Annotated in this window: 12 protein-coding genes; 9 read left to right on the forward strand and 3 right to left on the reverse strand. The window is 71.8% G+C overall.

From position 1 onward, the window contains the following. Window positions 1–43 precede the first annotated feature (43 nt). From DEJ28_RS01440 to DEJ28_RS01460, 5 genes are all read left to right on the forward strand, one after another. A complete protein-coding gene (locus DEJ28_RS01440; RefSeq protein WP_111114202.1) occupies window positions 44–784 on the forward strand; it encodes an SDR family oxidoreductase in 741 nt (246 codons plus the stop codon). Continuing rightward, a complete protein-coding gene (locus DEJ28_RS01445; protein WP_111114203.1) occupies window positions 781–1,497 on the forward strand; it encodes a FadR/GntR family transcriptional regulator in 717 nt (238 codons plus the stop codon). Before DEJ28_RS01440 ends, DEJ28_RS01445 begins: the two co-directional genes overlap by 4 nt. A 25-nt stretch (window positions 1,498–1,522) precedes the next feature. Beyond that, a complete protein-coding gene (locus tag DEJ28_RS01450) occupies window positions 1,523–2,392 on the forward strand; it encodes an SMP-30/gluconolactonase/LRE family protein (RefSeq protein WP_111114204.1) in 870 nt (289 codons plus the stop codon). Window positions 2,393–2,428: 36 nt separating this feature from the next. Beyond that, on the forward strand, window positions 2,429–3,586 hold the full coding sequence (gene rlmC, locus DEJ28_RS01455; protein ID WP_111114205.1) for a 23S rRNA (uracil(747)-C(5))-methyltransferase RlmC: 1,158 nt from the start codon (window positions 2,429–2,431) through the stop codon (window positions 3,584–3,586). Window positions 3,587–3,935: 349 nt separating this feature from the next. Next, the gene (locus DEJ28_RS01460; protein ID WP_111114206.1) at window positions 3,936–4,631 is read left to right on the forward strand and encodes a LysM peptidoglycan-binding domain-containing protein; all 696 of its coding nucleotides are present in this window, start codon (window positions 3,936–3,938) and stop codon (window positions 4,629–4,631) included. Window positions 4,632–4,720: 89 nt separating this feature from the next. Here DEJ28_RS01460 and DEJ28_RS01465 read toward each other — a convergent pair whose 3' ends face one another. Continuing rightward, window positions 4,721–5,782: an LCP family protein gene (locus tag DEJ28_RS01465; RefSeq protein WP_111114207.1), complete on the reverse strand. Its 1,062-nt coding sequence runs from the start codon at window positions 5,780–5,782 to the stop codon at window positions 4,721–4,723. Window positions 5,783–5,845: 63 nt separating this feature from the next. Then, window positions 5,846–6,274 (reverse strand): MarR family winged helix-turn-helix transcriptional regulator, encoded by a 429-nt coding sequence (locus tag DEJ28_RS01470; RefSeq protein ID WP_111114208.1) that lies wholly within the window; start codon window positions 6,272–6,274, stop codon window positions 5,846–5,848. A 77-nt stretch (window positions 6,275–6,351) separates the two neighbouring features. Here DEJ28_RS01470 and DEJ28_RS01475 point away from each other — a divergent pair, with 77 nt between their 5' ends. From DEJ28_RS01475 to DEJ28_RS01490, 4 genes are all read left to right on the forward strand, one after another. Then, window positions 6,352–8,484 (forward strand): MMPL family transporter, encoded by a 2,133-nt coding sequence (locus tag DEJ28_RS01475; protein WP_111114209.1) that lies wholly within the window; start codon window positions 6,352–6,354, stop codon window positions 8,482–8,484. Window positions 8,485–8,496: 12 nt separating this feature from the next. After that, window positions 8,497–9,147 carry a GntR family transcriptional regulator gene (locus DEJ28_RS01480; protein WP_111114210.1) on the forward strand — a complete coding sequence of 217 codons (651 nt, stop codon included), beginning with the start codon at window positions 8,497–8,499 and terminating at the stop codon, window positions 9,145–9,147. A 168-nt stretch (window positions 9,148–9,315) separates the two neighbouring features. After that, entirely contained in the window at window positions 9,316–10,827 is a 1,512-nt protein-coding gene (locus tag DEJ28_RS01485) for an LCP family protein (RefSeq protein ID WP_111114211.1), read from the forward strand. Window positions 10,828–10,859: 32 nt separating this feature from the next. After that, window positions 10,860–11,642, forward strand: coding sequence for an endonuclease/exonuclease/phosphatase family protein (locus DEJ28_RS01490; protein ID WP_111114212.1), 783 nt, complete (start codon window positions 10,860–10,862; stop codon window positions 11,640–11,642). A gap of 43 nt (window positions 11,643–11,685) precedes the next feature. On the opposite strand, the gene DEJ28_RS01495 is transcribed toward DEJ28_RS01490, so the two are convergent. Further along, window positions 11,686–12,435, reverse strand: a complete 750-nt coding sequence (locus tag DEJ28_RS01495) for a hypothetical protein (protein ID WP_111114213.1) — start codon at window positions 12,433–12,435, stop codon at window positions 11,686–11,688. Window positions 12,436–12,536 lie beyond the last annotated feature (101 nt).

Genomic DNA, 12,536 nt, shown 5'->3' on the forward strand with positions numbered 1-12,536 from the left:
GAGGCCACCACGGTGCGGCCTTGAATAGGCATACCATTCGAGCATGGCAGATCAGCGAGTGCTGTGGATCACCGGTGGGGGCAGCGGGATGGGAGCGGCGGTGGCCCGAGCCGCGGCCCGTGACGGCTGGACGGTGGTGCTCAGCGGGCGCCGCGCCGACCGGCTGGAGCAGGTGGCGACGGCCATCCGGGCGGCAGGCGGCACGGCCGACGTCCTCCCCCTCGACGCGGGAGACCCCGATGCGGTCGCCGATGCCCGCGACGCCGTGGCACGACGACACGGGCGGCTCGACGGGCTCGTCCTCGCCGCCGGGCTGAACACACCGCGGCGCCGGTGGGACGACCAGTCGCTGCCGGACTTCCGCGCGATCGTCGAGACCAACCTCACCGCCGTCGTCACCGTCGTCGATGCCGCACTGCCCGCACTGCGCGAGTCCGGCGGCGTGGTCGTCGTGGTCTCGTCCTACGCGGGGTGGTCCTTCCAGCCCGGCGCCGGCGTCGCGTACTCGGCGAGCAAGACCGCGCTCGGTTCGGTCGTCCGGACGCTCAACCAGCAGGAGGCGCCGAACGGGGTGCGTGCGACCCACCTCTGCCCCGGCGACGTCGCCACCGACTTCCTCGACCAGCGACCGTCGGTGCCGGACGCCGCTGCGCGCCAGGTGATGCTGCAGCCGGAGGACATCGCCCGCACGGTGTCGTTCGTCCTCGAGGCGCCGCCGTACATGCGCGTCGACGAGCTCGTGGTCAGCCCTGTGTCCCAGGGACGCCCTGTGTCCCAGGGATGACGAGCACGTTCGACCGGGTGCGGGACGAGCTCGGCAGCGCCATCGTCGCCGGCGTCCTGCCGGTCGGCCACCGGGACAGCATCGACGGGTTCGTCGTCCGGACGGGTGCCAGCCGGAGCATCGTCCGCGAGGCGGTCCGCGTGCTCGTCGGGTGCGGCCTCCTGTCCGCACGACGCCGGACGGGACTCGTCGTCCAGCCCGCCGGGTCGTGGGACGTCACCGATCCGCTCGTGCTGGGCTGGCGGCTCGACGGACCGGACCGGGCGCGCGTCCTCACCGAAGTGCGGGCCGTGCGGCGTGCCGTGGAACCCGCGGCCGCCGCGGCGGCCGCGGAGGCCGTCGCCGCGGGGCGTGCAGTCCGGCGTCACGAGCCCGGCTCCCTGTCGGACCTGTTCCTGCCCGACCCGGTGACGGAGCTGCTCGCGAGCGCGACCACCATGGCCGAGTGGACGGCCGTCGACGACGCGGCCACGTTCCTCCAGGCCGACCGTCAGCTGCACCGGAGCGTGCTGACGCTGTCCGGCAACGCGTTCTTCATCCGACTGGGACGGGTCACCACCCGCGCGCTCGACGAACGAGCGAGCATCCGTCCGGACGTGCACGACGTCGGACTGCACGTCCGGCTGGCCCACGCCGTGGCGGACGGCGATGCCGAGGGTGCCGCGTCGGCGATGCTGGAGATCATCGACCGGACCGCGCCGGACCGTGGATAGGCTGCTGGCGTCCGAAGGAGTGCACATGGGTCCCACCGACCTCGTCCCCGATCCGACCGCGCTCGAGCGGATCGCCACCGGCAGCACCTGGGCCGAGGGCCCGTGCTGGATCCCGGCCAGCCGGACCCTGCGGTGGTCGGACATCCCCGGCGACCGGATCCTGCAGTGGCACGCCGACACCGGTGCGGTCGACGCGTACGCCGAGGGGGTCGAGTTCACGAACGGGCGCACCCTCGACCGGGACGGCAGCGTCGTGCAGTGCTCGCACGGACTCCGACGCGTCGAGCGAGACCGCGACGGTACCGTGACGCCGATCGTCGACGCGTGGAACGGCGTCCGGCTGAACTCCCCGAACGACGTCGTCGTGTCGCGGGACGGCAGCGTCTGGTTCACCGACCCGGCCTACGGCATCACCCAGCCACGCGAGGGCCACCCGGGCGAGCGGGAGTACGGCGACCACTGGGTCTTCGTGTGCGGCCCGGACGGCGAGGACCTCCGGCCGGTGGCGGTCGACCTGGACGAGCCGAACGGGCTGGCCTTCGACCCGTCCGAACGGGTCCTCCACATCGCCAGCTCCTCCGCCGAGGAGCCCGTCATCCGCGCGTACGACCGCGACGGTGCACGACTGAAGAACGGGCGCGTGTTCGCACGCCTCGAGCCGGGCGAGGGCGCCCCCGACGGCATCCGCGTGGACGTGCACGGCAACGTCTGGTCGTCGTCGCACCGCGGTGTGGTCGTGTTCGACCCGAGCGGTGCCCGCGTGGCGGAGATCGCCGTGCCGGAGACGGTGGCGAACCTCTGCTTCGGCGGGGACGACGGCACGACGCTCTTCCTCGCGGCGACGACGTCGGTGTACCGGATCGCCACGACCACACGGGACGCCGCAGCCGACTGACGACCAGGCGCACCGCTGCCGTATCCTGACTCGGCCATGCAGTGCGACTACTTCGACCGCGGGGTGTGCCGCTCGTGCACGCTCATGGGGCAGCCGTACGCCGATCAGGTCCTCGACAAGGAACTCCGCACGCGCGAACTGCTCCGCGCCGCGAGCGATGCGGCCCTCGACGTGACGGGTACCGCCGTCGAGTGGCTCCCCGCGATCACCAGCCCGGAGTCGGCGTACCGCAACAAGGCGAAGATGGTCGTCGGCGGGACCGTGCAGCAACCGACGGTGGGGATCCTCGACCACCGACAGCGGGGCGTCGACCTGCGTCACTGCGGGATCTGCACGCCGGGCATCCAGCACGCGCTGCCGATCCTGGCGGACTTCATCGCGGACGCGGGGCTCATCCCGTACGACGTCACGTCCCGCCGGGGTGAGCTGAAGTACGTGCTCGTCACCGAGTCGCCCGACGGGGAGCTCATGGTGCGCTTCGTCCTGCGCTCGGAGGGACAGCTGCCGCGGCTCCGGCAACACCTCGACGCGCTGCGCCGGGTCCTGCCGAACGCGGTCGTCATCACCGCGAACCTGCTGTCCGAGCACAAGGCCGTGACCGAGGGCGACCGCGAGATCCCGCTCACCGCGCAGGAGACCCTGTCGATGCGGCTCGGCGACGTCACGATGCACCTCCGCCCGCAGAGCTTCTTCCAGACGAACACCCGCGTCGCCGGCGAGCTGTACGCGCAGGCGTCGGCGTGGATCGACGAGGTGGCTCCGGCGTCGATGTGGGACCTGTACTGCGGCGTCGGCGGGTTCGCCCTGCACGCCGCGCGCCCGGACCGTGCGGTGACGGGCATCGAGACCAGTCGCGAGGCGATCCGCTCCGCGAAGCAGTCGGCGCGCGAGGCCGGCCTCGAGGGTCTCCGGTTCGCCGCTGACGACGCCACCGAGCACGCGCTCCGTGCACGACCCGACGCGGTCCCGGAGCTCGTCGTGGTCAACCCACCCCGACGCGGCATCGGCGAGACGCTGTCGACCTGGCTCGAGGAGTCCGAGGTCCAGCACGTCGTCTACTCCAGCTGCAACCCGGTGACGCTGGCGAAGGACCTCGCACGCATGCCGTCGCTGCGCCTCCGGCGCGCGCGGGTGCTCGACATGTTCCCGCAGACGGGCCACCTGGAAGCCGTCACGCTCCTGTCGCGGGGGTGACCGAGAGGCGGACGGGAGGCGCGGATCACCGCCGCCACGTGCCTCCAGTCCGTCATTGCCAGGGAATTGCCAAGGTGACGTACCCGGGTACGCCGTGATCGCCTCGCGCATGGGGATCGGCGCGTACAGGATCAGCGTCGGGGGACATAGCACTGATGGGTAGAACCGTTTGTCTCGGTTTGATAACAGTCAAGAGTTTCCTATGGTGGCCGACCGAGGCGCCGCCGGCACGAGACCACTGCCCCCGGAGGCGCACCCCACGACTCGACCGCGATCGGTCGGGACGGGCAGTGGCGACCGACCGTCGGTGACACGACGCCCGGTCCGTGGTCCCGGTGGAGCAATCAACATGAAGAAGCTTTCTCGTACCCGAACCATCGTCGGTGGCCTGGCGTTCGCCGGCATCGCCGCGACCGGCGTCGGCCTCGCGGCAGCACCCGCGAACGCGGCAGCCGGCTCGACCTGGGACGCCCTCGCACAGTGCGAGTCCGGCGGCAACTGGGCGATCAACACCGGCAACGGCTACTACGGCGGTCTGCAGTTCAACCTCGGCACCTGGCAGGCGAACGGCGGCGCGGGCAACCCGGCCTCCGCGAGCCGTTCCGCCCAGATCGCCGTCGCCGAGCGCGTCCTCGCCTCGCAGGGCTGGGGCGCCTGGCCCGCGTGCTCCGCGAAGCTCGGCCTGAGCGGCACCGCGGGTGCCGCACCGCAGGCCGCAGCGCCGGCACCGGCGCCCGCGACGCAGCAGGCGGCGCCGCCGGCCGCTGCACCGCAGCAGGCCGCACCGGCCACCACCCCGCAGCAGGCGACCCCCGCCGCCCCGGCGGCCTCGGCTGCTCCGGCTGCTCCGGCGGCCCCCGCCAAGCCGGCCCCGGTCAAGACGAGCGGCAAGACGTACACGATCGTGTCGGGCGAGACGCTCGACAGCATCGCGACGAAGCTCCGGATCGACGGCGGCTGGAACCACCTCTGGGCCGCGAACACGTCGACGATCGACGACGCGAACCTCGTGTACGCCGGCCAGAAGCTGCAGCTCCCGGCCTGATCGCTCCGCCGATCTCACAGGACGACGCCCCCACGACCGATCGGTCGCGGGGGCGTCGTGCTGCGTGGCCGCGCTCCTGCGGGTCGTCGCTACTGCGGGTTGTCGGCGAGCCAGGCCGGCACGTCGTCGGAGCGCAGCGCCTGGGAGAGCGACTGCACGGCGAGCGTGTTCACGGAGACGTAGGACTGCCCGTCCGGGGACGTCCCACCGCCGGCAGTCGGCATCGTGAACGTGTGCAGGTCGTCCGTGCGTGCGTCGCGGAGGGACCAACCGAGACCGATCAGGGTCGGGAAGTCCAGGCCGGCGTCGACGGCGAGGTGCTCGCTCGTGGCGGTGACGAAGTCCTGGATGCGACCGGGGTTCGTGATGGTCCCCCGTGACAGCACACCGTCGAGCACCCCGCGCATGAACGCCTGCTGGTTCCGCACGCGCGTGTGGTCGGCGTCGGCGAAGGCGTGTCGCTCGCGGACGAACGCCAGGGCCGAGTCGCCGTCGAGGCGGTTCGCGCCCGCCGTGTACTCGTGCCCCTGCGCGGAGAAGGCCGTCGGCGAGTTCACCGTGACCCCGCCGAGCGCGTCGGTCATTCCCTTGAACCCCTCGAAGTCGATCTCGGCGACGTGGTCGATGCGGACGTCGAGGAGCTGCTCGACGGTCTGCACTGTCAACGGCACGCCGCCCCAGGAGTACGCGGCGTTGATCTTCGCGTTGCCGTGTCCGGGGACGTCCACCCACGAGTCGCGCATGATCGACATGAGGTACACGCCCTTCCGGTCCGCGGGGACGTGCGCGAGCATCAGGGCGTCGGAGCGACCGTCAGGGGCGCGCTCCCCGTCCGCACCGCGGGTCCCGCGCGAGTCCGAGCCGATGAGCAGGATGTTCTCGGCACCCTTCGAGGCGGCGGGCCGGGAGCCGCTCGGGAACGGGTCCGCGATGACGTCCTTGCCGGCGTCGTAGCTGCGGGCGAGGCCGCCGACGAAGACGCTGGCGACCACGGCGATCACGGCGGCGATGCCGACGAGCGAGCCGAGCGTCGCGACGACCGCGACGAGGAAGGGGCGCTTCCGCTTCCGGGACGGTCCTCCGGGGGCGGGGACGGCTGCGGTCCCCTCGGCTGTTTCGGCGGCTCGGCGGGCGGCTCGGCGCTCAGACATCGGGGCTCCTGCGGGTCGGGTCGGTCCTGGTACCGACCAGGTCAGCCTACCGCATGCGGAATATCACACGCCAGTGGATCGGCTACGCGATGACCCGCTCCGTTCGAGCAGCGTGGTGAGCGCATCCCGGAGGGCTGCGTCGTCGGGCAGCACGTCGCGCTCGATGTGCCGGGCGGTCTCCCACGCCTGACGACCGTGCTCGGTCACCGTGACGATCCGTCGTCGTCGGTCCTCGGGGTGCGGGGACCGCTCGACCAGGCCGTCGCGTTCCATCCGCTCGAGGGTGCGCGACATGGTCTGCGGTTGCACGCGCGCCGCCCGGGCGAGGGTGTCGGCGCCCGTGGGGCCGGTGCGGATGAGGATGTCGATGGCGATGAGTGCGGCGTGGGGCAGCCCGATCGCCCGGAGTCGCTCGTCCCAGTCCCGTTCGACGGCCCGCGCCGCTGCCGAGAGGAGGCGGCCGAGGGGCCAGCCGTCGGGGGCGTCGTCCATGGGGCTGAGTCTACGGGCGCAGTTCCACCCGTTCGTCGGGTAGTCAGCATGCTGACTACTGGAGTACGCTCACGGTCGTGTCCCGCTTCCTCCGCATCGTCCTCCCCGCGCTCGTCATCGTCGCCTGGCTCGCGATCGCCTCCGTCGGCGGCCCGTACTTCGGGAAGATCTCCGAGGTCTCGACGAACGACCAGACCTCGTTCCTGCCCGCATCGGCCGACGCGACGAAGGTGCAGGAGCGCTCGTCCGAGTTCCGGCAGGCCTCGGGTGCACCCGCGATCATCGTGCTCTCCCGCGACACCGGACTGACCGCGGCGGACAGCGCCGCGGCGGACACGCTCGCCACGCAGCTCGGCGACCGTGACGACGTGCAGGGCGTCAGCCCGGTGATCCCGAGCGAGGACGGCGACGCGGTCGAGATCGTCGCGACGCTCACCCAGACGGCGGAGACCGGGGACGCCGTCGAGGCGATCCGGGCAGACGTCGACGACGCGCTGCCGTCCGGACTGCAGGGGTACGTCACCGGACCGGCCGGGTTCACCGCCGACCTCACCGAGGCGTTCGCCGGCATCGACGGGCTGCTGCTCGGGGTGGCGCTCGCCGCGGTGTTCGTGATCCTCATCATCGTGTACCGATCACCGCTCCTGCCGATCCTCGTGCTCGGCACCGCGACGTTCGCCCTGTGCGCGTCGATCCTCGTGGTGTGGTGGCTCGCGAAGGCCGAGATCGTCACCGTGAACGGCCAGGTGCAGGGCATCCTGTCGATCCTCGTCATCGGGGCCGCGACCGATTACGCACTCCTCTACACGTCACGTTTCCGTGAGGCCCTCCGCGACCACCGCACCGGCTGGGACGCCACGAAGGCCGCGCTCCGGGGGAGCCTCGAGCCGATCCTCGCCTCGGGCGGGACGGTCATCGTCGGGGTGCTCTGCCTGCTGCTGTCCGACCTCAACTCGAACAAGGCGCTCGGACCCGTCGCGGCGATCGGCATCGCCTTCAGCCTGCTCGCCGCCCTCACCCTGCTGCCGGCGCTGCTGCTCGCGTTCCGTCGCGCCGCGTTCTGGCCGCTCCGCCCCGCGTACGGCAGCGACCACCCCGTCGTGACCGGCCCCGGGGCCCGTGGCGTCTGGGCGGGGGTCGGTCGCCTCGTCGCCCGGCGCTCGCGCACCGTCTGGATCGTCTGCACGGTGGCGCTCCTCGCGATGGGGACCGGTCTCGTCGGGCTCAAGGCCGACGGGGTCCCGCAGAGCGACCTCGTCATCGGGAGCTCGCAGGCACGCGACGGTCAGGACGTGCTCGCCGACCACTTCGCCGGCGGTTCCGGCAGCCCGGCGCAGGTCATCGGCGCCGAGGGGCGCATCGACGAACTCGTGCGGGCGATCACGGCGGTCGACGGGGTGGACGGCGTCGTCGCGGCGTCGAAGGACTCGCCGTCCGGCACCACCCCGGTGGGCGGGACCGGGACCGGTGCGAGCGCAGGGGCCGCGACCTGGGAGCCGACGGTCTCGCGGGGTGACGTCCTGCTCGAGGCCACCCTGTCCGATCCCGCCGACTCCGACGCGGCCGAGCAGACCGTGCGCGACATCCGAACCGCCGTCGAACGGGTCGACCCGGATGCGATCGTGGGCGGGGTGACCGCGACGGCCGTGGACACGAACGACACCGGCATCCGGGACCGGTCGGTCATCATCCCCGTGGTGCTCGTCGTCATCCTGCTCATCCTGATGCTGCTGCTCCGGAGCATCGTTGCGCCGCTCGTCCTCATCGGCAGCGTGATCGTCTCGTTCGCCGCGGCGCTCGGCGTGGGGGCGCTGGTGTTCGACCACGTGTTCCACTTCCCCGGAGCCGACCCCTCCGTGCCGCTGTACTCGTTCGTGTTCCTCGTGGCGCTCGGGGTGGACTACAACATCTTCCTCATGACACGGGTCCGCGAAGAGGCACTGCGGCACGGTCCACGCGAGGGCGTCCTCCGCGGACTCGGTGTCACCGGCGGGGTCATCACCTCGGCGGGCGTCGTCCTCGCGGCGACGTTCGCAGCGCTCGGCGTGATCCCGATCCTGTTCCTCGTGCAGATCGCGTTCGTCGTCGCGTTCGGCGTCCTGCTCGACACCATCGTCGTCCGGTCCCTGCTCGTGCCGGCCCTGACGTACGACCTCGGCCGGCGCGTCTGGTGGCCGTCGCGCCTGTCGCGTCCGACCCATCACATGTGACACGCTGGGCGTATGCCAGTTCCTTCGACGCAGCCCGCAGCCGAGCGGAAGCTCCTCCGAGACACCGTCCAGGACAAGATCCGCGACGCGATCATGGACGGGACCCTCGAACCGGGTGAGCGTCTGAACGACGACGACCTCATCGCCTGGCTCGGCGTCTCACGGACACCGATCCGCGAGGCACTCGCCGAGCTCGCCCGCGCCGGTCTGATCGAGATGGCCCCGAACCGGTACACCCGGGTCGCGGCGCCCACGAAGGACGAACTGCTCGACGCGTACCGCACGCTGGGCGTCATCTACGGCGGGGTCGCACGCCTCGCCACCCCGCGCTTCACCGATGCGCAGCGCAAGAAGGTCGTCAAGATGCTCGACGACGTGACCGCGCAGGTCGAGAAGCAGCACCAGGGCGAGGTCGCGCAGAACGGCGCCGACATCTACGCGATCTGGGCGGGCCACTGCGGCAACGCGTCGCTCGAGCAGCTCTGCAAGTCGACCACCGACGGCCTCGCGTTCAAGCTGCGCGTGCCGGAGCTCGCCGAGCTCGTCCCCGCCGAGGTGATCCTGCCCGAGCTCACCAAGCTCAAGGCCGCCGTCCAGACGAAGGACCCGATCGCGGCAGAACTCGCCATGGAGGCGATCCACCTGCTCCCGTCGCGCGGCTGACGTCCTGAGACGCCACCGGACGACGGCCTGGAGGCGCGGTGCCGGCTGGCACCGCGCCTCCAGGCCGTCCCGTGGTGACGTCGAGACCATCGCGCGTGTCGGCGGAATCGCGGCGACCTTCCAGGGCGGTGCCATGTCCACCTCGCGCGCTCCGGTTATGGTTTCGGGGTGAGCAACGAACCCGAGCAGACGACGCGCCGCGGTAGCCGCGGCTTCGTGCCGCCGCGCCACGGCCGCCAGAAGCGACGGGCCGGGGTGGTCTTCCCCGCCGTCGCCGGCGTGCTCACGATGGCCCTGCTGCTCAGCGGCGGGTACGCGGCGTACGCGTACGGACGGCTGTCGAACAACGTCACCAAGATCGACGCGATCGGCGGCACCACCGAGAAGAAGGACGACGTCGACGGCAAGGCGCAGAACATCCTGCTCGTCGGCGACGACCACCGGCCGGACAACGCGACGCCGGAGCAGATGGCGGAACTGAGCACGCAGTCCGACGGCGGCGCGACGAACACCGACACGATGATCGTGCTGCACATCAACGAGGACGGCTCGCAGGCGACGATGATCTCGTTCCCGCGCGACTCCTACGTGGACATCCCCGGCGTCGGCAAGGGCAAGCTCAACAGCGCCTTCTACTTCGGCACCCTCAACGGCGGGGGCGACACCGGCGGGGCGAAGCTGCTCATCCAGACGATCCAGAACCTCAGCGGGCTGTCGATCGACCACTACGTGCGGGTCTCGCTCCTCGGCTTCTACCAGGTCGTCAAGGAGCTCGGCCCGGTCGAGGTCTGCCTCAACCAGGCCACGAAGGACCGGTACTCCGGGGTCGACCTGCCCGCGGGCAAGTCCACCCTCGACGCCAAGCAGGCGCTCTCGTTCGTCCGTCAGCGCCACGGCCTGCCGAACGGCGACCTCGACCGCAACGTCCGCCAGCAGTACTTCCTCTCGCAGGAGGCCCGCAAGGTGCTCTCCGCTGGGACCCTGCTCAACCCGGTGAAGATGGGCAACATCCTCGGGGCCGTCGGTGGGTCGATCCAGACCGACACCAACCTCGTCAACCTCGCGAGCCAGATGCGGAACCTGCGGCCGGGCAACATCCAGTCCGCGACGATCCCGACGCTCGGCACCCCGACCATCACCGTGAACGGTTCCGCGCTGTCCATCGTCGAGGTCGACACCGTGGGGCTCCCCGCGTTCGTGCAGAACCTCGTCGGCGAGCCCGAGGAGTACACCAAGGCGACGGCCGCGCAGCCCGCCGCCACGACCGTCACCGTGCTGAACGGCAGCGGGGTCACCGGTGCGGCCGGCGCCGCGGGCCAGGTGCTCACCGCCCGTGGCTTCCAGGTCGGCACCCCCGGCTCGTCCGACACGACGAAGGCCACCCAGGTGCAGTACCCGGCGGGCATGGAGGCACAGGCCAAGGCGGTCGCCGCCGTCGTGCCCGGTGCCGTCGCCGTGCGGACCACCGCGGTCACCGGTGTCACGCTCGTGCTCGGCTCCGACGGCAAGACGGTCACCCCGGTCCCCGTGGCCGGCGGTGCGGCGTCCACGCCCGCGGACAGCTCGGCGTCCGGCTCCGGGTCCGCCGCCGCGAAGCCGTCGAAGTCGGCGTCCTCCGAGCCGAAGCCGTCGTCCACCGACGTGAAGGCCTACGGCAAGGAAGGCGTCTGCATCAACTGACGCCCGGTGCCGGGGCCTTGTACGGTCGAGGGGTGAGCAACGCAGCGCGGTCGATCACCCTCATGACGTACAACATCAAGAACCCGGACCCCGCGCACGACTGGCCGGCCCGGCTCCCGGTGCTCCTCGACGTCATCCGTCGGCACGACCCCGACCTGCTCTGCGTGCAGGAGGCGTTCGCCCACCAGATGGACGACCTCCGCGCCGGCCTGCCGGACCACGGCGACGTCGGTCAGGGGCGCGAGGGCGGCACCGCGGGCGAGCACGCCGCCGTGTTCTTCCGCCGGAGCCGGTTGCGGCCGGCCGACGAGGGCACGTTCTGGCTGTCGGACACCCCGGACGAGCCGGTGTCGAACACCTGGGACAGCGTGTTCCCCCGGGTGGCGAACCACGCCCGCTTCCTCGACGTCGACGGCGCGGACTTCACGCTGCTGACCACCCACTTCGATCACGAGTTGGGGTCGCACGGTGACGAGGTCCGGGCGAAGAGCGCCGCCCTCATCGCCGAACGGCTGCGCGGCACCGAGGGGCCGGTGATCGTCGCGGGGGACTGCAACGAGCCGGCCGGGGCGGGGGCGGCCTCGCAGGTGTTCGCGGACGCCGGCTACGACGACGCCTGGGTGCTCGCGGGCGATCCCGACGACCACACCGCGACGTTCAACGACTGGCAGCCGCCGGTCGACTCGGGCGAGCGCATCGACTGGGTGTTCACGCGGGGGATCACCGGCGTGGACCGCGTCGTGATCGACCACGACGGGCCGGAGTCGTGGTTCGCGAGCGACCACTTCCCGGTGGTCGCGACGCTGCGCGTCTGACGGTCGGGCGGTCTGACGGTCGGGCGTCGGCGAGCGGGGGCGGTCAGCAGCTGCGCTGGGCGTGCACCGGCATCGGGGAGCCGAGCACCGTGACCGTCGTGTCGTCGGTCAGGGCCGAGACGCCGCTGGTGCCGCCCGCCGAGTCCGTCGTCTCGTCGTCTGCCGCGTTGTCGTCGGTCGACCAGCCCGCTTCGAGCAGGAGTTGCCAGGCCCGCGCGTCGTCCGAGCCGTACGAGACCCGCTCCGACTTCGGGGCGTCGACGATGGCGTCGTGGATGTCGTCGCCGACCTGCACGCCGTCCGGCCCGCTCAGCTCGACGTCGGCCCCGGCGCGCGTCCGCACGGTGTCGCGGAGGACACGGATCTCGACGGCGTTTCCGGCCTTCGCGGGCGTCGACAGTGCGGCCACCCGGACCGCACCGCCCCAGGTGTAGGTGGTGCCGGACGGGAAGCAGGCTCCGCCGTCCCCCTCGGCCGTCTGCGTGCGCGACGGCGTGCCGAGCAGGCGGTTGAGCAGCGACACCGTCGTGACGGAGTCGCGCATCGAGGCCTCGACCACGGTCTTGGAGCCGCGGCGGAACACCAGCGACTCGGCGTCGAGCTCGATCGCGTCGACGCGCTTGAGCTTCGCGGTGCTGACCCGGGCGGGCTGGTCGTGGACCGCCGCATCGGACGAGATCTCGGCCGCAGCGGCGCTCGCGGGCGTGGAACCAGGGGTGCCGCCGACGGCGAACGCACCGGCCGAGAAGGCCAGTACGGCGGCGCTCAACGCCAGCACGGTCCGGGAGGTCACCAGACGACGGTACGACGTCGACCCTGGTTGGACGACGGGTGTTACCGAATCGGAGCCTGGTCGTCACCGGACCGTGACATTCGTCGGTGACGTGTCACGCC

The sequence above is a fragment of the Curtobacterium sp. MCPF17_002 genome (genome assembly GCF_003234115.2).
Lineage (GTDB): Bacteria > Actinomycetota > Actinomycetes > Actinomycetales > Microbacteriaceae > Curtobacterium.